Here is a 20,301-nt window from a genome sequence, read left to right as displayed (position 1 = left end):
ACTGAAGATAATTAGCGGCAAAGGGAGGATTCAGCTTGCTTAAAGAGTTATTTACAAAAAGCAAAAAAAAGAAGTATGCAACCATTCCTTCAGAACGTGATAAGCATGATGTTCCGGAAGGCATAATGACAAAATGCCCGAAGTGCAAAAAAATCATGTATACAAAGGAATTAATGAAGAATGAAAAGGTGTGCCTGCACTGCGGTCACCATCATACCATGACAGCATACGAAAGAATCGGAAGCCTGTTCGAGCAGGACAGCTTTACAGAATTTAATGCAGACATGGTTTCAGTAAATCCGCTCGATTTTCCCGATTATATGGAGAAAGTTGAGAAAGACCGAAAGAAGACAAACATCAATGAAGCCGTTGTAACAGGAATCGGGAAGATAAACGGATACCAGACGGCAGTGGCAATCATGGATGCAAGCTTCCGTATGGGCAGCATGGGTTCTGTTGTGGGCGAAAAAATCACAAGAGCCATAGAAAAAGCGGGTGAACTGAAGATTCCATTCATCATCTTTACCGCTTCCGGCGGTGCAAGGATGCAAGAAGGCGTTTTAAGCCTGATGCAAATGGCCAAAACAAGTGCCGCACTTAAGATGTTCAGTGATGAGGGCGGGCTTTTCATTTCAATTATGACTCACCCGACTACGGGCGGTGTATCTGCAAGCTTTGCTTCACTTGGTGATATTAACCTGGCAGAGCCAGGCGCACTTATTGGATTTGCAGGCAGGCGGATTATTGAACAGACCATTCGGGAAGAGCTTCCTGAGGATTTCCAGACCTCCGAGTTTCTGATGAAGCATGGCCAGCTGGACGCGGTTATATCACGTCTGGAAATGAAGGACAAATTAACAACCATACTTAAGTTACATGTACCAGGTGGTGAAGAACGATGATTGGCGAACTAGAGTTTGAACGTCCGGTAACTGAGCTCCGCAAAAAAATCGACGAGCTCAAAGATATTACGAACGATGCCGAGGTGGATCTTTCATCTGAGATAGAAAAGCTTGAAAAGCGTCTGGAAAGCCTTGAAACAGAGATTTATGAAAATATGAAGCCGTGGGACCGCGTCCAGGTGGCGAGGCATCCTGCACGTCCGACCTCTCTTGATTATATTGAAAGATTGTGCACCAATTTCCTGGAGTTCCATGGAGACCGGTATTATGGGGATGATGAAGCAATTGTTGCTGGCATTGCCGAATTTGAAGGCAAGCCGATTACAATCATCGGCCATCAAAGAGGAAAAGATACAAAGGAAAACATCCGCAGGAACTTTGGTATGCCCCATCCGGAAGGCTACCGTAAAGCCCTGCGCCTTATGAAGCAGGCAGAAAAGTTCAATCGCCCGATTATCTGCTTCATTGATACAAAAGGTGCATTCCCCGGAAAGGCAGCAGAGGAGCGGGGCCAAAGTGAAGCCATTGCCAAGAATTTATTCGAGATGGCGGGACTTGAGGTTCCTATCATTTGCATCGTAATCGGGGAAGGCGGCAGCGGAGGAGCCCTTGCGCTGGGTGTTGGAGACCGCATTCATATGCTTGAAAACTCCACGTACTCCGTCATTTCACCGGAGGGTGCAGCTGCATTGCTGTGGAAAGATGCTGCACAGGCAAAAAGAGCCGCTGAAACCATGAAGATTACTGCCCCTGATTTGCACGAGCTTGGTGTCATAGATGAAATCATCCCTGAGGTCAAGGGAGGAGCGCACCGCAACATGGATGAGCAGGCAGAATCAATTCGGGAAGTACTGGCTTCATCGCTTGCTGAATTATCATCCTTAAGCGGTTCGGAGCTTGTGAATCAGCGGTATGCCAAGTATAAGAAAATCGGAAAGTATTCCTTTGAGGAATCACTGACAAAAGCAGAAAAATAAAGGGATCATCCGACTTTACATGATGCTTTAAAACGTGTTGCCTGAGGCGGCACGTTTTTTCCTCTTATAAACATGGGTAAAGAAACAGTTATTGAGGAAAAGTAAAAAATAAAGGCAGTCTGCATATCATCACCCCGTGCTGGACAGGGAATGCAGAAAAAATATATCTGCTTTTACTTCTCATTATTCCTGAAATAATGTAGTCTTAAAGAGTCTATTGCAGAAATGATTGTAACAATACTTTGTAGTATGAACTCCGGGAATAACTGTTACGGCAGTCTAAATCATAATGATCTTAATATTTGCACACATGTTAAGAAGAGGTGATTTTGCTTGAGAAAAATAGGTGTACTGACAAGCGGGGGAGATTCTCCGGGTATGAATGCAGCAATCCGTGCTGTAGTCCGGAAGGCGATATTCCATAATGTTGAAGTATATGGAATTTATTATGGCTATCAAGGTTTGATTTCAGGAGATATCAGGAAGCTTGAAATCGGCTCTGTAGGGGATATTATACACAGGGGCGGAACCATGCTGCATTCAGCGCGCTGCCTTGATTTCAAAACCGAGGAAGGCCAGCTGAAGGGCATTGAGCAGCTGAAAAAGCACGGCATAGAAGGATTGGTTGTGATTGGCGGAGATGGCTCCTACCGGGGAGCTGGCGCGCTGACCAAAAGAGGATACCCATGCATTGGAGTACCCGGAACTATTGATAACGATATTCCCGGAACAGATTTCACCATAGGGTTTGATACAGCTTTGAATACGGTGATTGATGCTATTGATAGAATCAGGGACACAGCAACTTCCCACGAAAGGACATATGTCGTGGAAGTTATGGGACGGGACGCAGGCGACCTGGCTTTGTGGGCAGGGCTTGCTGGCGGAGCAGAGACCATTCTATGTCCCGAGTGCGACTACAACATGGAGGAGCTCATCGCGAAGCTCATAAGGGGAAAAGAACGCGGCAAAAAACACAGCATCATTATAGTGGCAGAGGGCGTAGGCAGTGCCGTGGATATTGCAAGGGAAATTGAAGCAGAGACGCACTTTGATACACGTGTGACCGTTCTGGGGCACGTGCAGCGCGGAGGGTCGCCATCAGCAAATGACCGTGTGCTTGCAAGCAGGCTTGGGGCACATGCCGTAGAGCTTCTCATAGAAGGCAAAGGCGGCCGGGCGGTGGGCCTTGAAAAAAACCAGCTTGTTGACTATGATATCATTGAAGTTTTGTCCCATAAACATGCCATCGACAGGAAAATGTACGATCTTTCTTCCGAACTGTCCATCTAATGCAATTACATATTTTTTTAAGAAAACAGGAGGTAGTTTTAAATGCGCAAAACTAAAATAGTTTGTACGATTGGCCCGGCAAGTGAAAGTGTAGAAAAGTTAAGTCAGCTTATTGAAGCAGGCATGAATGTATCCCGCCTTAATTTTTCCCATGGTGATCATGAGGAGCATGGACAAAGAATCATAAACATCCGTGAAGCTGTCAAGCAGACCGGCAAGCAGGTTGCGATTCTTTTGGATACAAAAGGACCAGAAATCCGCACCAACAACATGGAAAACGGAGCAATTGAATTAACGGCAGGATCAAACATCATTGTGTCTATGACAGAAGTTTTGGGAACTGCTGATAAGTTTTCTATTACTTATGAAGGATTGATCGATGACGTTCACGTTGGTTCAAAGATTCTTCTGGATGACGGATTGATCGGCCTTGAGGTTACGGAAATTAATTATGGCCAAAAAGAAATTCATACTAAGATTTTAAACAGCGGTGTGCTTAAGAATAAAAAAGGCGTTAACGTTCCAGGTGTTTCTGTCAAACTTCCGGGGATCACGGAAAAAGATGCACAGGATATCATTTTTGGAGTTGAACAGGGAGTTGACTTCATTGCTGCTTCCTTCGTCCGCAGAGCTTCTGACGTGCTTGAGATTCGTGAACTGCTTCAGCAGCACAACGCTCCGCATATCCAAATCATCCCTAAGATCGAAAACCAGGAGGGTGTGGACCGGATTGATGAAATTCTTGAAGTTTCAGATGGCTTGATGGTTGCACGCGGTGACCTTGGTGTAGAAATCCCTGCAGAGGAAGTTCCTCTTGTACAAAAGCAATTGATCAAAAAATGCAACAGCTTAGGAAAACCTGTCATCACTGCGACACAAATGCTGGATTCAATGCAAAGAAATCCCCGTCCTACACGTGCTGAAGCAAGTGATGTAGCCAATGCCATATTTGACGGAACGGATGCCATCATGCTTTCTGGCGAAACGGCTGCCGGCACATACCCTGTTGAAGCTGTTCAAACTATGCACAATATCGCTTCTCGTGCCGAAAGTGCTTTGAATTATAAAGAAATCTTATCAGCAAGAAGCAGGGATAACGGACATAATGTGACAGATGCGATCGGGCAATCGGTTGCGCATACAGCTCTTAACCTGAATGCAGGAGCTATCATTACACCAACTGAAAGCGGCCATACAGCACGCATGATTTCTAAATATCGTCCAAAATCTCCAATCATTGCTGTAACGGCAAATGATTATGTTGTCAGAAGTTTATCTCTTGTATGGGGAGTATACCCTCAGAACGGATCACAGGCTGCAAGTACGGATGAAATGCTTCAATCAGCCATTGATGAAAGCTTGAATTCAGAACTTGTTTCACATGGTGATCTTGTAGTCATTACTGCCGGTGTACCAGTAGGCGAAGCCGGAACAACCAACTTGATGAAAATTCATGTCCTTGGCGACGTTTTGATTAAAGCACAGGGAATTGGCAGAAAATCTGCAAAAGGCAATGTAGTGCTGGCCCGCTCTGCGAAAGAAGCTAATGAAAAAGTAAAAGAGGGTTCTGTACTGGTTACAATAGCAACTGATAAAGAAATGATGCCTGCCATTGAAAAATGTTCAGCGCTAATTACTGAAGAAGGCGGCCTGACAAGCCATGCGGCAGTTGTCGGCGTAAACCTTGGCATACCTGTAATCGTCGGTGCTGAAAACGCCTTGACCCAGCTTCAAAATGGACAAAGAATCACTGTAGATGCAAGCAGAGGCATTGTGTATAACGGACATGCAAATGTATTGTAATAAATAACTTAAAAAAAACGAAACGAAGGCTAAAGCTTTCGCTTCGTTTTTTTTATGGCGCTGTTAATCTGATGATTTTCGCTGCACGCGTGGCCTGAGTTTCCGTCCAGTGTCCCGCTATTACCGAAATCAGCGATGAACTTTGGGTTAGTTCCGTATTATTCCAAATACTGAATTTAGCACTATGAAGGTTCATATTGTATACTGAAAACAGTACAAGGTTATTAAAAGGAAATATTCGGGGGTATAACAGATGAAACTTTTTATCTTGTTTTTAATTGCTATGCCAGCTTTAGAAATCACCCTTCTTTTATTGTCAGGAAAAACAATTGGAGTCGGATTTACACTCCTGCTGATCATTGCCACAGGATTGATCGGGGCTTATCTTGCAAAGCAGCAGGGTCTGGAAACAATCAGGAAGGCCCGGGAACAAATGAGCCGCGGACAAATGCCGGGAAATCAAGTTATTGATGGAATTTGCATACTTATTGGCGGCACATTCCTGCTGACTCCCGGTTTTGTTTCAGATATTCTTGGCCTGCTATTGCTGCTTCCGCCCACACGTGCCATCATCAAACCGCTGATAGTCAAGTGGATCTTGAATAGGATGAATAAAGGGAAGCTCACCATAATCAGATAAACCATTTGCTTTTGCAGTTCTTGTGCCTTTAGGTGCAGAGGGCGGCAGAAGCCTTTTTTTATCCGTTAAAGTTCTGTGAGCTTGAAGTATTTTGAGGGACAGCTCTCTCAGAAAAAATATGTACGCCCGGGGAGTAAGTGAGGCAGACATGAAACGTCGCCTCCCTTTTTCAGAGGCAGGCGGCGTTTGTCATTTTTCTTAAAGATTGTTGTTTTTTAATAAGTTCTGTGAGGCGGTCACATAGTAAAATCGGGTTGATTGGAGCGAGCGTCCTGGAGCGGTAATCAACCATCTTGTTCCATAGCAAAAATGTTTCCGAAAACAGCCTTCATTATATAATAGGGTTTCATCTTTCTTTAGGGTCTCTGCCCATGATGAATTCCCATATATCAGAAAAAACATGTGCTTTTATCAATGTATTAATGATAACCAAAACAACAGGTCCGGCAGCCAGGCCAAGGAAGCCAATTAACTTGAAGCCGGCAAAAAGGGAAACTAATGTAGCCAGGGGGTCCAGTCCGATGCTTGATGAAAGCACCTTCGGCTCCATGAGCTGACGCTGTACTAGCACAATGACATATAATACTGAAAGGCCAATTGCCAGACTTGTATTTCCGGATATCACTTCATAAATGATCCAAGGCACAAAAACGGTGCCTGTTCCAAGGTACGGGAGAAGATCCACAATGCCGCATATCAATGCAATCGTGATGGCATATTTTACACGGAGGATGAGCAAGCCTATTAATACAATGATGGTTGTTAAGGAAATCAGTGTGAATTGAGCCCGAATAAAACCAAATAGGGCCTTTTTTAAGTCTTCGACAATACGTTTTCCGCTGGAAAATATTTTTGGAGGCAAGATCCTGCCGCTGAAATTTGACATGCGGTACCAGTCTTTGCTGATAAAAAAAGTTGCAAGGAGCGAAAAGATCAATACGGAGGCTGCGTTAGGAAACCAGCCGATGATGGCAGGGATGTTTTGGAAGAAGCCTTGGATGAAGTTCCCGGCAGTGCTGCCTATTTTTTGGCCAACGTTTTGAATGTTATCAAGTATGGTCGTTTGCTGCTTGACATCCAGATTGTTGAACAGTACAGCAATTCTGTTATAAAAGGGGATGAGCTGGCCTGCTGCAAAGTCCTCCAAATAATTGATGAGGGTATCAAGATGGGCAGGGACTACACCGCCTAAATAGTCTGCTCCTGATACAATTTCTGCAATTAGTATGGTAATCAGACCTGCAAACACAGACAAAATGAATACAATGGAGATAATGACGGCCAATCCTCTTGGCATTCGCCCTTTCATTTCCAGGAAGTCTACCAAAGGATTCATAAAAAAAGCGATGATCATGGCAATAATAAATGGGTATGTATATCTGGAAATGTAAAACAAGACAATTCCGCCTAATGCGATGATTCCCGCCACAATCAAGAAGCGGAGAAACCGGTTCAAAAAAACTGGATTCAAGGCACTTCCCCCCAAGTTTTGCTATAGTTATCATTGTAACGCAGTGCAGGGGACAAAAGAAAGATTAGATTTTAGCCAAGAATGGCCGCTCATTTACATATAGGTACCTTGGTGATCTAAAAATGTTTCAATTAATTATTTCAAAATAATATTAAAGGAGGATGAAATATGAATGGACCCATCCTGTTCTTGCTTTTGCTTGGGATTATAGGGCTGATTGCCAAGAACACGTCGCTGATGTTTGCTGCTGGTTTTCTCCTGCTGCTCAAGTTCACGGGACTTTCAGTGAAAGTCTTTCCATACCTGGCGTCGAAGGGAATCAATTTAGGTGTTACTATTATCACGATAGCTGTGCTAGTCCCGATAGCGAGCGGCGCAATCGGATTTAAGGAATTGTCAGAAGCAGTCAAGTCGCCATATGCCTGGATTGCTCTTGCGTCCGGGATAGCGGTGGCATTAATCGCTAAAAATGGCCTTACGCTTTTATCGACTGATCCGCAGATTACAGTAGCACTTGCTTTTGGGACGATTCTCGCGGTTGCCCTGTTCAGGGGAGTGGCTGTCGGGCCGCTAATCGGTGCCGGCATTGCTTATATTTTCATGCAAATCTTCAGCGTTATTAAATAACATGCAAGGAAAATAAATAAAACGGAGAAAAAAGGAAAGCGGCAAATCCTTTTTTCTCTGTTTCAAGCGTGTTTTATCTGTATTATTACGATTTTTTATCCTTATTCAAAAATCAGCAGAAATTCTTTGTTTGTATTTTTCTAATAAAATAATAATTTTTTCACATTTTATATTCTTTTCATTTCCAAAGTTCTTAATATTGTTTATAATGTTCATGTAACAGTCCCATAACGATTACATGGAAGCAGGTATCCGAACTGCGCTGAAAACCTGGTTTTTCAGGAATGTATAGTTATTGAGCAAGCGCTCGATGGAAAGTTTTAATGCTATGTATCTAGGGTAATAAATAAATGAGAGTTTAAGTGTTTTGCATTCTGGCTTTTTACAAAAAAATGAATGCGCCTTCACTTTGTGCGCTTTCATGCCAGAAGGTCTTAATTCCCCAGAACAGTACATAGCGATAGTTTTTAAACCTTCTTGGAAGCGCTGTATTTATATGTAAACGTTATGAGCATAGGGGAATACTCATGAAAAGGAGAGGTTTTGTATGACAGCAACAAAGGGTCTAGAAGGGATTGTGGCTACAACTTCCGCAATCAGTTCCATCATTGATGATACGTTAACATACTCGGGGTATGATATTGACGATCTGGCAGATAATGCGACTTTTGAGGAAGTCATTTATTTACTTTGGCATGGCAGCCTGCCTACTAAGAGCCAATTGGAAGAACTGACAAAGCAGCTTGCAGAAAATGCCAGCCTTCCTGAAGAAGTTCTAAACCAATTCAAAACATTTCCAATCGATAAAGTTCACCCAATGGCAGCACTTCGCACGGCAATCTCAAGTTTAGCACTCTATGACGATGAAGCGGACACCATGAGTGATGAAGCAAACTACCGCAAAGCCATTCGCATACAGGCTAAACTTCCTTCACTGGTTACAGCTTTCGCACGTATCCGCAAGGGCCAGGAGCCTGTCGCGCCGCGTACCGACCTTAGCTTTGCTGCCAACTTCCTATATATGCTAAGCGGAAAAGAGCCTTCCGATATTGAGGAAACAGCCTTCAATAAGGCATTGGTCCTTCATGCCGATCATGAATTAAATGCCTCTACATTCACTGCACGCGTTTGTGTAGCGACTTTATCTGATATTTATTCCGGAGTCACTGCTGCTATCGGCGCCCTTAAAGGCCCATTGCACGGCGGAGCGAATGAAGCAGTTATGAAGATGCTTACAGAAATCGGTTCTGTCGGCCGTGTAGAATCCGTTATAAACGAAAAACTGGCTAACAAAGAAAAAATCATGGGCTTTGGACACAGGGTATACCGCAAAGGAGATCCGCGTGCCAAGCACCTTAAAGAAATGTCCCAAAAGCTGACTGAAATCACAGGACAGCCGGAGTATTATGAAATGAGCGTCAAGATTGAGGATATGGTGACATCTCAGAAAAATCTCCCGCCGAATGTCGATTTCTATTCAGCATCTGTTTACCATAGCCTGGGAATCGATCATGACCTGTTCACGCCGATTTTTGCTGTAAGCCGCACATCCGGCTGGATTGCACATATCCTTGAGCAATATTCAAACAACCGCCTGATCCGCCCGCGTGCTGAGTATACAGGGCCTGGCATGCAAAAATACGTGACTGTAGAAAAAAGATAAATCACAAACTTTTTCTTTTTTAATTAACCACTTATGTAGTAAATTTAAAGGTGTAAGAAAAAGGGCCAAAGGCTTTCCTGTACGGACAGCCTGCAGCCCTTGATATCTGAAACGGAGGAATTGACATGACACAAGGTGAAAAAATCACAGTTGAAAATGGTACGTTAAATGTCCCTAATAATCCGGTAATTCCCTTTATTGAGGGCGACGGAATCGGTCCTGATATCTGGGCGGCGGCTTCCCGGGTTTTAGAAGCGGCAGTTAATAAAGCATATAACGGTGAAAAAAGCATTGTCTGGAAAGAAGTGCTTGCTGGACAAAAAGCCTTCGACAAGACAGGGGAATGGCTTCCTGAAGAAACTCTTGAAGTGATCCGCGAGTATTTCATCGCAATCAAAGGGCCTCTTACTACACCAATCGGCGGCGGTATCCGCTCATTGAACGTAGCTTTGCGCCAAGAGCTTGACCTATTTGTCTGCTTGCGACCAGTCCGCTACTTCCAGGGTGTCCCTTCACCTGTTAAGCGTCCTGAAGATACTGATATGGTCATCTTCCGCGAAAACACTGAAGATATCTATGCTGGAATTGAATATGCGAAAGGCTCTGATGAAGTGAAGAAACTGATCTCTTTCCTTCAAAACGAACTTGGCGTAAATAAAATCCGCTTCCCTGAAACATCAGGCATCGGAATTAAGCCGGTTTCTGAAGAAGGCACTTCCCGCCTGGTGCGCGCTGCCATCAATTATGCAATTAAAGAAAACCGCAAATCTGTAACGCTTGTACATAAAGGCAATATCATGAAATTTACAGAGGGTGCCTTTAAAAACTGGGGTTATGAATTAGCGGAAAAGGAATTTGGCGATAAAGTATTTACTTGGAACCAGTATGACAAGATCAAAGAAGCTGAAGGCACAGATGCAGCCAACAAAGCTCAGTCTGCTGCTGAAGCGGAAGGCAAATCATCATCAAGGATTCCATTGCAGATATCTTCCTTCAGCAAATCCTTACACGCCCTAAAGAATTCGATGTTGTTGCAACAATGAACTTAAACGGCGACTACATTTCAGATGCACTTGCAGCACAGGTTGGCGGCATCGGTATTGCACCGGGAGCGAACATCAACTATGAAACAGGGCATGCCATTTTCGAAGCTACTCATGGCACAGCTCCTAAATATGCCGGACAAGACAAGGTAAATCCTTCATCTGTCCTTCTTTCAGGCGTATTGCTTCTTGAGCACCTTGGATGGAATGAGGCTGCTAATCTAATTACAGCTTCTGTAGAAAAAACGATTGAATCAAAAGTTGTAACCTATGACTTTGCACGTCTTATGGACGGTGCGACTGAAGTTAAATGCTCTGAGTTTGCAGACGAGCTTATCAAAAATCTTTAATAATATAATCAATTAGCTTCTAGGGGACAGGATGCGTCACAATGGTTCTGTCCCCTAGAAGCTTATATTTTCGTTAGCCCCTGAAAATGCATGTATCGGATTTTTACATATTTTAAGGAGGAAATGCCATGACTAATGCCCGAAAAAAAATATCTGTTATCGGCGGCGGATTCACTGGTGCGACAACTGCATTTTTACTCGCTCAAAAAGAACTCGGAAATGTAGTTCTTGTAGACGTTCCGCAGATGGAAAACCCGACAAAAGGGAAAGCGCTCGACATGCTTGAAGCCAGTCCAGTCCAAGGCTTTGATGCAAATATTACAGGTACTTCAAGCTATGAAGATACAGCTGATTCAGATATCGTCATCATTACAGCGGGCATTGCCCGCAAACCAGGCATGAGCCGTGATGATTTGGTCCAGACGAACCAAAAAATCATGAAATCGGTTACCCGGGATATTGTTAAGCATTCTCCAAACACAACAATCATCGTCTTAACTAACCCGGTAGATGCCATGTCATACACCGTTTACAAAGAATCCGGCTTCCCGAAAAACCGTGTTATCGGCCAATCAGGAGTTTTGGATACTGCCCGTTTCCGCACATTCATTTCACAGGAATTAAATCTTTCAGTCAAGGATGTTACGGGATTCGTGCTTGGAGGCCATGGCGATGATATGGTTCCATTAGTGCGCTATTCATATGCCGGGGGAATTCCGCTTGAAACATTAATTTCTAAAGAGCGTCTTGATGCCATTGTTGCGAGAACGCGAACAGGCGGGGGAGAGATTGTTAACCTTCTAGGAAACGGCAGCGCTTATTATGCTCCTGCTGCGGCTCTTGTGGAAATGGCTGAAGCCATTTTGAAAGATCAGCGCCGCATTCTTCCGACCATTGCGTTCCTTGAAGGTGAATATGGCTTTGATGGAATCTATCTTGGTGTACCGACAATCATCGGTGCCGGCGGAATTGAAAAAATCATTGAACTTGAATTAACAGAAGAAGAAAGAACAGCTCTTTCTAAATCAGCGGATTCCGTTAAAAGTGTTATGAAAGTATTAAATGAATAGCATCTAATGGATAAAGAGACATTGTTAGTGTAAAGCTGCTTCTGAAAAAGCATCTATCTCGAGGCCGGCTCCCTTATTTTTAAGGAAGCCGGTTTTTTTGTTTAGCTCTTTTCTTAAAGATTGTTGTTTTTTCATTTAATGTGTACTGTAAGGCGATCACATTGTTAAGTCAGGTTGATTGGAGTGCAAGGTGCGAGACTCCTGCTTAGATGAGCGGAACAGGTGAGACCCCGCAGGCACAGCCGGGGATGCTCACCGCCCGCCCCGCGGAAAGCAGCATCCTGGAGCGGAAATCAGCCACCTTGTTCCATAGCAGCGAAATTTACGAAAACAGCCTTTTGTTTTCATCCTTTCGAAGCGGGCGGTTACAAAACAGCAATCTATTACAAATATGCTCGGAAGCTCCAGTTCTCCCTATCTTCTCTTTGGTTGAACTCGTGTTTTACTTTTCATGTTTAATTGTCGGGAAGGCACTGTTTTTCATTAATAGGGAAAAGAAATTATGGATATGCTAAATTAGCGTTTTCCTTCTCGATGTTTTTCTTTATAATGAAGGTGGATGATAGGCTCAAAACTTGGGCAGGGGTAATACATACTCAGGAGGATGACATGATAAAGAAAATTCTCGTAGTAGATGATGAAAAATCAATATTGACTCTGCTGCAATACAATCTGGAGCAGGCAGGATATTCAGTGGTCACAGCGATTGACGGAGAAGAAGGCCTGAAGCTTGCCATTGAGGAGAAGCCGGAGCTGATTGTACTTGATTTGATGCTGCCGAAGCTTGATGGAATAGAAGTTTGCAAGCAGCTGCGGCAGCAAAAAGTCATGACTCCAATTTTGATGCTTACAGCAAAAGATGATGAATTTGATAAAGTGCTTGGCCTTGAGCTTGGCGCTGATGATTATATGACAAAGCCTTTCAGCCCGCGGGAAGTCGTAGCAAGGATAAAAGCCATTTTGAGGCGGTCGCAGTTTCAGCCTGAAAAAGCCGAAGAAGATAACAGTGATGATGAGCTCATTAAACTCGGCGGTTTGAAAATATATCCTGAACGCTATGAAGCATTTTTTGAGGAAAACCTGCTGGAGCTGACTCCTAAGGAGTTTGAATTGCTGATGTACCTGGCTAAGCATAAAGGAAGAGTGCTCACCCGGGATCAGCTGCTTAGCGCGGTCTGGAATTATGATTTTGCAGGGGACACTCGGATTGTTGATGTGCATATCAGCCATCTGCGGGAGAAAATTGAAAGTAATTCCAAGAAACCTTTATATATTAAAACCATTCGCGGACTGGGCTATAAACTGGAGGAGCCTAAAGACGAATGAATAAATTCAGGACAAGGCTTTTGTTTGCATTAATTACTTTAATCATGATTGTCCTGATTGCAGCGGGCCTGCTCTTGGGCCAGCTGTTTAAAAGCTATTATGTGAATACCTTTAATGAACGCATTCAGAAGGAAACAGTTTTCATTTCCAATTATATTGAACAAAACGGCGGAATTACATCGTTTCTGGCCTTTCATAAAACAAATGACCTTAAATCATTGCTTGATTCTAATTTCACGATCATTTCTGAAACTGGAAGCATCCTTTTTGACAGCAATGCAAACCGGAAAACAAATCCAGGAAGGCATGAGGCCCTCCTGAAAAGCATTGCCCAAAAGGAAGGCAGTGATAGGGGTGAAGGGTTTGAAACGGTGGAAGGCGAAAAGGATCTGCATTACTATTGGAAAGCCATTAAAAGAGACAATAAGATAGAAGGCTATGCAGTTTTAAGCAATGAAATCGAAGCTATTAAGAAGGTCAACCGATCGATGTGGCAGATTCTCTCAGCAAGCCTCGGTGCTTCCCTTATCATTATTATTATGCTTGGAGCCAAAATCGCTTCCCGGTATACTAAACCAATAGAAGCGGCCACAAGTACGGCGATTGAACTGGCGAAGGGCAATTACCGGGCGCGTACATATGAGGAGCATTCAGATGAAACAGGAATGCTGAGCACATCGTTGAATATCCTTGCGCGAAATCTCCAGGAAATGGAGATAGCGAGGGAAATGCACCAGGACCGGCTGGAAACATTGATTGAAAACATCGGCAGCGGCGTCCTTCTGATTGACAATAAAGGGTACATCACCCTGATAAACAGGGAATATAAAGAATTGTTCCAGGTTGAATCATCGTCTTTTCTTTTCCGTGTTTACTATGAAGTGGTCCAGCATAAAGAAATCATTGCGCTCATTGAAGAAATTTTCATTACGGAGAAGAGCATCAAGCGGCAGCTCCATATTCCATTGATGCTTGAAAGAAAGCACTTTGAAGTGTACGGGGCACCCATCATTGGCAATAACGATGAATGGAAAGGAATTTTGGTTGTTTTTCATGACATTACAGAGCTTAAGAAGCTTGAACAGATGCGCAAGGACTTTGTTGCCAATGTTTCTCATGAACTGAAAACACCGATCACCTCGATAAAGGGGTTTTCAGAAACATTGCTGGACGGGGCCCTGGAGGATAAAGAAGCGCTGCAGAATTTCCTGATGATTATCCTTAAGGAAAGCGACCGGCTGCAGGCTCTTATCCAGGAGCTGCTGGATTTATCGAAAATGGAGCAGCAGGAATTTGTCCTGGATATTCGATCCTTTGATCTGTCTGTTATGTTAAAAGAGACATGTGATATTCTTCACTTCAAGGCTGCGGAGAAAAATATCTCCCTTGAACTGAACATGCCAGATAAACCGGCGGCCATTGAAGGGGATTCCCATAGAGTGAAGCAAATTTTCATCAATCTGATTACAAATGGCTTAAACTATACAGCGGCCGGAGGAAAGGTAAGCGTCGATCTCGGTGAATCAGCTGATTCGGTTCATGTGACAGTCAGGGATAATGGAATCGGAATCGAAAAGGATGAGCTTCCAAGAATTTTCGAACGGTTTTACCGGGTCGACCGGGCAAGGAGCCGAAATTCCGGAGGCACCGGTCTGGGGCTTGCGATTGTAAAGCATATCGTGGAAGTCCATAAAGGAAAAATCAGTGTGCAAAGCGAACCGGGTAAAGGCACAGCTTTCACTGTGACATTAAAAAAACAATTGATATGAAAGGCCTTTGGCGGATGAAGGGGAATTTACAAGTACTTTACAATACAGCTAATCTTTCTTAATAAAAAAGTACTACAATTACTATTGAAAACCCCTTCATCCAAGGAGCCGGAAAAAGCAGGGACAAGACCCCGTCCTTGCTTTTTTCCAATCAATTATCAATCCTATTAACGAACCGTTTACGTATAAAACATTCAATCTTTAACACAGTGAGTCATGGTATCTAGCCGGACATCTTTGAAAATAAAATAAGGGGAAGCCTAGTGCTTCTGCTGTGCCGTTATTTTTCTTTCCTATTATTCTCGTGTTAGAATATAGGAAAGAATATAACGGCTTTTACTGTTTGGGACTTTTTTTAAAAACGCGTTATGGCTGTTAACTAGGAGGATGCGGATTTGGATAAAAAACTGGTGTTAATCGATGGAAACAGCATAGCATACCGTGCTTTTTTTGCATTGCCGCTTTTAAATAATGATAAAGGCATACATACAAATTCAATATACGGTTTTACGATGATGCTCAACCGGATACTGCAAGAAGAAAAGCCGACACATTTGCTTGTTGCGTTTGATGCAGGAAAAACCACGTTCAGGCATGCATCATATAAGGAGTATAAGGGAGGCAGGCAGAAAACGCCTCCGGAGCTGTCCGAACAGTTCCCTCTGATCCGCGAGCTGCTTGATTCTTATAAGATAGCCCGCTATGAGCTGGAGAACTACGAGGCGGATGATATCATCGGGACACTTTCTCTTCAGGCCGAACAAGAAGGTTATGAGGTGAAGGTAATATCCGGGGACAAGGATTTAACACAGCTTTCTTCAGAGACGACTACAGTAAATATCACGAAAAAAGGAATCACTGAAATTGAAGAATATACTCCCTCGCATATTAAAGAAAAATATGGGCTGACTCCAAGCCAGATTGTTGATATGAAAGGGCTTATGGGAGACTCTTCAGATAATATCCCGGGCATTCCGGGTGTAGGCGAAAAAACAGCGCTTAAACTGCTTCATCAGTTTGAAACGGTGGAAAACCTGATACAGTCCATTGATGAAGTGAGCGGGGCCAAGCTGAAGGAAAAAATCGAGGAGCATAAAGATCTTGCCGTCTTGAGCAAGGAACTTGCTACAATTACAAGGGAAGCTCCGATAGAAATTACACTAGAGGATACCGCTTATGAAGGAATGGATACGGGCAAAGTCGTAGCCCTTTATAAAGACCTTGGGTTTCAGACCCTTCTTGATAAGATGGACGCTGCAGTCCCGGGTGAAGAAGTGGAACAGGAAGAAATCAATGCAGATACTGTAACGGAAATAACAGAAGATATGCTGACTGAAGAGAGTGCCCTTTATATCGAAATACTTGAAGATAACTATTTCCACGGAGAAATTATCGGTATGGCCCTGTCAAATGAAGCCGGCCATTTCAGTTTTTCTGCAGATACTGCAGCTGCTTCTGATGTGTTTAAAAAATGGGCTGAAGATGATACGAAGAAAAAATCCGTGTATGATGCCAAACGTTCTGTTGTTTCCCTCAAACTGAAGGGCATTGAGTTAAAAGGTATTGATTTTGATTTATTTCTTGCTTCCTATATCCTGAACCCATCTGAATCTGCAAATGGTGTCTCAGACATAGTGAAGGTGCAAAATGGAAGCCCTCTGCAATCCGATGAAGTATTTTACGGAAAAGGTGCAAAAAGGGCCATTCCTGGAGAAAAAGAACTGCATGTCCATATTGCCCGGAAAGCAAAGGCAATAAGTGAGCTAAAAGATAAAATGATCCATGCGCTGCAGCAAAACAGCCAATATGAATTGCTGACGGAGCTCGAATTGCCATTGTCCCTTATTTTAGCTGATATGGAGTTTCAGGGAATCAAGGTGGATGTGGGCAGGCTGAGAGAGACGGGCAAAGAATTGACAGGCCGCTTAAAAGCCATTGAAGAAAAAATCTTCCTGGCCGCAGGTGTGGCGTTTAATATTAATTCCCCGAAACAGCTTGGTGTCATTTTATTCGAAAAACTGGGCCTGCCTGCGATCAAAAAAACGAAAACAGGGTATTCCACTTCTGCTGATGTGCTGGAAAAGCTGGAATCAAAGCATGAAGTAGTCCGGGAAATTCTTCATTACCGCCAGCTCGGCAAACTTCAGTCTACGTATATTGAGGGGCTCCTTAAAGTGGCGGATGAGAAAACGGATAAAGTGCACACACGCTTTAATCAGGCACTGACACAAACAGGGCGGCTCAGTTCGACAGATCCGAATCTGCAGAACATTCCAATCCGCCTTGAAGAAGGCAGGAAAATCAGACAGGCCTTTATTCCTTCAGAAAAGGACTGGATCATTTTCGCTGCGGATTATTCGCAGATTGAGCTGAGGGTCCTGGCACATATCGCGAAGGATCCCGGTCTTATTGAGGCCTTCCGGAGTGATATGGATATCCATACAAAAACTGCGATGGATGTGTTCCATGTCGGGAAGGATGAAGTGACTTCCAATATGAGAAGGCAGGCAAAGGCAGTCAACTTTGGCATCGTATATGGAATCAGCGATTATGGGTTATCGCAAAGCCTGAACATCACGAGAAAAGAAGCCGCTCAGTTCATCGAGCAATATCTGAGAAGCTTTCCGGGCGTGGAAGAATATATGAAGGAAAGCGTGGCAGATGCCAAGCAGGCTGGATACGTCACCACCCTGCTTCAGCGCCGGCGCTATATCCCAGAAATAACAAGCCGGAACTTTAACTTAAGAAGCTTTGCTGAGCGGACGGCCATGAATACACCGATACAGGGCAGTGCAGCCGATATTATTAAGCTTGCCATGATCAACATGAGCGGCCGCCTTAAACAGGAGAAGCTACAAACAAGAATGCTGCTCCAGGTGCACGATGAATTGATATTCGAAGCTCCCCGGGAAGAATTGGACATACTGCTTAAAATTGTTCCTGAAGAGATGGAGCGGGCAATCGAGCTGGATGTGCCGCTGAAAGTAGATTACGCGTACGGGCGGACGTGGTTTGATGCTAAATAAAGCAAAACCTCCATTGGGGTTTACTGAAAAGGAGGCGGAAAGATGCCAGAACTGCCGGAAGTAGAAACAGTGAGGCGGACCTTGGAAAGCCTGGTCATTGGCAAAGAAATTAAAGACGTGTCAATTTTTTGGCCGAACATCATTAAGTCTCCTGCCCAGCCTGAACAATTCCGTGATGCACTAATTGGGCAAACCATTCATGGAATTGGGCGGCGCGGCAAATTTTTGATTTTTTATCTGGATGATTATGCAATGGTTTCACATCTCCGGATGGAGGGAAAGTATGCTCTGCAGGAAAAGGATACTCCTTATGACAAGCATACACATGTCATTTTCTCATTTCGCGACGGAACCGAGCTTCGCTATCGCGATGTCCGCAAATTTGGGACCATGCACTTATTCAGCAAAGGCGAGGAAGAATCACAGCAGCCGCTTATGCACCTTGGACCTGAGCCTTTTTCAAAAGAATTTACAGCAGAGTATCTGAGCAGCCGCCTGCTTAAAACCAGCAGGAAAATCAAGCCGGTGCTTCTGGATCAATCAGTTGTAGTCGGCATTGGCAATATTTATGTGGATGAAGCATTATTCCGGGCAGGAATCCATCCTGAGCGGATCGCATCTTCATTGAATGAAGCTGAAATAAAAGTGCTCCGCCAGGAAATTGTCGATACGCTATCACAGGCTGTAGAAAAAGGCGGGAGTACCATTCGAACCTATTTGAACTCTCAGGGGGAAATGGGGATGTTTCAGCTGGAGCTGTATGTTTACGGCAAAAAAGGGGAAGCATGCAAACGCTGCGGAACAGAGGTTGTAAAGCTTACGGTAGGCGGCAGGGGAACACATATCTGCCCTTCCTGCCAAAAACTTCATGACTGAACCCCTGAATATTTAAAAACACATCGGATTTGCCATTTCCATATACTATCGTAGCAATCTGATAGGAAGGGGCACTTTTTCCGATGTGGCTACAAATACTATTTCTTGCTTTTGCGGTAAGTATCGACGGATTTGGGGTCGGTATGACATTTGGAATCAGAAAAATGAAGATTCCTTTTAGATCCATAGCGGTCATTGCATGCTGCTCAGCTTTGAGCCTTGGAATCGCTATGATGATCGGAGACTTTATCAGCACGCTGGTTTCTCCCGAGGCCGCTGCCAAAACAGGCGGCGTTATCTTAATTATCCTTGGCTTGTGGATTCTTTTTCAGTTTTTTAGGCCAGTAAAACAAAATCACGAAGAAATGCTGACAGAAAAAATTATATTTAATTTTGAAATCAAATCACTTGGTGTTGCTATTAATATTCTGCAAAAACCTCAAACGGCAGATTTTGATAAATCAGGAACCATTAACGGGGTGGAAGCACTGGTATTGGGATTTGCCCTTTCACTCGATGCATTTGGTGCAGGAATCGGGGCTGCGATGATTGGGATTCCCCCTTTCATACTCGCTATTGCCATTGCTGCCATGAGTTCTTTATTTATTTGGATGGGCCTCCAGAGCGGAAAGGTTTTGTCCGCTAACAGGCTTGTTCAGAAATTGACATTTTTGCCGGGTGTGCTGCTGATTATTATTGGCATATTAAAATTTTATTGAGGCAAAAAGGAGTCTTTTTTTATGGGGCAGGTAATTGGAATCACCGGAGGCATTGCAAGCGGAAAAAGCAGTGTAAGCCAGTATATAAAAGAAGAATTAGGATTCCCTGTCATTGATGCAGATATTGCTTCCCGGGAGGTTGTTGAGCCTGGAAGGGAAGCCTATGAAAAAATTGTTCAGGCATTTGGTGAGGACCTCTTGCTTGAGGATTTGACCATTGACCGGGCTAAGCTAGGGGCCATAATTTTTCATAATGAGGAAAAAAGGCTCCTGCTGAACAGCATCGTCCACCCTGCTGTCAGAAAGAGGATGACTGAACAAAAAGAAGAGGCATTCCATGAAGGGAAAAAGGCTGTTTTCATGGATATCCCTTTGCTGTTTGAAAGCAAGCTCACCTACATGACAGATAAAACACTGCTTGTTTATGTAGACGAAGACGTTCAAAAAGAACGCCTGATAAAGCGGAATGCTTTATCCGAACAAGACGCCATAGCGAGGATTTCTTCACAAATGCCGCTCGCCGAGAAAAAAAATCTGGCAGACGCAGTTGTGGATAATAACGGAGATCTCCAAGAAACACTCGAAAACGTGAAACAGATACTTAAAGAATGGAATGTACTTTAGAAAAGCCGCGGGCTTTTCTTTTTTTGAGTTCTAAAGATTATTGTTTTTGCGGCTATTGAACAAGTGGCTGATTTCCGCTCCAGGATGCTCGCTTTCCGCGGGGCGGGTGGTGAGCCTCCTCA

At 43.8% G+C, this 20,301-nt stretch carries 15 protein-coding genes and 1 pseudogene; 15 read left to right on the top strand and 1 reads right to left on the bottom strand.

The features are described 5' to 3' along the window. The first annotated feature begins 35 nt into the window (after positions 1-35). The 5 genes from accD to ACN6MY_RS21010 all read left to right on the top strand — a co-directional run bounded on the left by accD (position 36) and on the right by ACN6MY_RS21010 (position 5,615). Positions 36-902 carry an acetyl-CoA carboxylase, carboxyltransferase subunit beta gene (gene accD / locus ACN6MY_RS21030; protein WP_419881907.1) on the top strand — a complete coding sequence of 289 codons (867 nt, stop codon included), beginning with the start codon at positions 36-38 and terminating at the stop codon, positions 900-902. Next, a complete protein-coding gene (accA, locus tag ACN6MY_RS21025; RefSeq protein WP_419881906.1) occupies positions 899-1,879 on the top strand; it encodes an acetyl-CoA carboxylase carboxyl transferase subunit alpha in 981 nt (326 codons plus the stop codon). The genes accD and accA overlap by 4 nt, the downstream gene beginning before the upstream one ends. A gap of 333 nt (positions 1,880-2,212) precedes the next feature. After that, on the top strand, positions 2,213-3,172 hold the full coding sequence (gene pfkA / locus ACN6MY_RS21020) for a 6-phosphofructokinase (protein ID WP_419881905.1): 960 nt from the start codon (positions 2,213-2,215) through the stop codon (positions 3,170-3,172). Between the two features lie 42 nt (positions 3,173-3,214). Further along, positions 3,215-4,975: a pyruvate kinase gene (gene pyk / locus ACN6MY_RS21015; RefSeq protein WP_419881904.1), complete on the top strand. Its 1,761-nt coding sequence runs from the start codon at positions 3,215-3,217 to the stop codon at positions 4,973-4,975. Positions 4,976-5,228: 253 nt separating this feature from the next. Further along, a complete protein-coding gene (locus tag ACN6MY_RS21010) occupies positions 5,229-5,615 on the top strand; it encodes an FxsA family protein (RefSeq protein ID WP_419881903.1) in 387 nt (128 codons plus the stop codon). 346 nt (positions 5,616-5,961) lie between these two features. Here the strand turns inward: ACN6MY_RS21010 and ytvI are convergent, their stop codons facing one another. After that, a complete protein-coding gene (gene ytvI, locus ACN6MY_RS21005; RefSeq protein WP_419881902.1) occupies positions 5,962-7,086 on the bottom strand; it encodes a sporulation integral membrane protein YtvI in 1,125 nt (374 codons plus the stop codon). A gap of 168 nt (positions 7,087-7,254) precedes the next feature. Here ytvI and ACN6MY_RS21000 point away from each other — a divergent pair, with 168 nt between their 5' ends. From ACN6MY_RS21000 to coaE, 10 genes and pseudogenes are all read left to right on the top strand, one after another. Continuing rightward, positions 7,255-7,713, top strand: a complete 459-nt coding sequence (locus ACN6MY_RS21000) for a DUF441 domain-containing protein (protein WP_419881901.1) — start codon at positions 7,255-7,257, stop codon at positions 7,711-7,713. A 547-nt stretch (positions 7,714-8,260) separates the two neighbouring features. Further along, entirely contained in the window at positions 8,261-9,376 is a 1,116-nt protein-coding gene (citZ, locus tag ACN6MY_RS20995; RefSeq protein ID WP_419881900.1) for a citrate synthase, read from the top strand. Between the two features lie 125 nt (positions 9,377-9,501). After that, positions 9,502-10,769: pseudogene (icd, locus tag ACN6MY_RS20990) on the top strand (NADP-dependent isocitrate dehydrogenase). A 128-nt stretch (positions 10,770-10,897) separates the two neighbouring features. After that, complete coding sequence (mdh, locus tag ACN6MY_RS20985) at positions 10,898-11,839, top strand: malate dehydrogenase (RefSeq protein ID WP_419881899.1); 942 nt, start codon at positions 10,898-10,900, stop codon at positions 11,837-11,839. 609 nt (positions 11,840-12,448) lie between these two features. Next, complete coding sequence (locus tag ACN6MY_RS20980) at positions 12,449-13,165, top strand: response regulator (protein ID WP_419881898.1); 717 nt, start codon at positions 12,449-12,451, stop codon at positions 13,163-13,165. Continuing rightward, the gene (gene pnpS, locus ACN6MY_RS20975) at positions 13,162-14,934 is read left to right on the top strand and encodes a two-component system histidine kinase PnpS (RefSeq protein WP_419881897.1); all 1,773 of its coding nucleotides are present in this window, start codon (positions 13,162-13,164) and stop codon (positions 14,932-14,934) included. The genes ACN6MY_RS20980 and pnpS overlap by 4 nt, the downstream gene beginning before the upstream one ends. Positions 14,935-15,329: 395 nt before the next feature. Then, positions 15,330-17,960, top strand: a complete 2,631-nt coding sequence (gene polA, locus ACN6MY_RS20970) for a DNA polymerase I (protein WP_419881896.1) — start codon at positions 15,330-15,332, stop codon at positions 17,958-17,960. A gap of 42 nt (positions 17,961-18,002) precedes the next feature. After that, complete coding sequence (gene mutM / locus ACN6MY_RS20965; protein ID WP_419881895.1) at positions 18,003-18,836, top strand: DNA-formamidopyrimidine glycosylase; 834 nt, start codon at positions 18,003-18,005, stop codon at positions 18,834-18,836. Positions 18,837-18,919: 83 nt separating this feature from the next. Then, positions 18,920-19,555: a sporulation membrane protein YtaF gene (gene ytaF / locus ACN6MY_RS20960; protein WP_419881894.1), complete on the top strand. Its 636-nt coding sequence runs from the start codon at positions 18,920-18,922 to the stop codon at positions 19,553-19,555. 21 nt (positions 19,556-19,576) lie between these two features. Beyond that, a complete protein-coding gene (gene coaE, locus ACN6MY_RS20955; protein ID WP_419881893.1) occupies positions 19,577-20,179 on the top strand; it encodes a dephospho-CoA kinase in 603 nt (200 codons plus the stop codon). Positions 20,180-20,301: the final 122 nt, after the last annotated feature.

Source organism: Peribacillus sp. B-H-3 (genome assembly GCF_048572925.1).
GTDB lineage: Bacteria > Bacillota > Bacilli > Bacillales > DSM-1321 > Peribacillus.
Note: the sequence above shows the minus strand (reverse complement) of the source record. Positions and strands in the feature narration are given on the sequence as shown.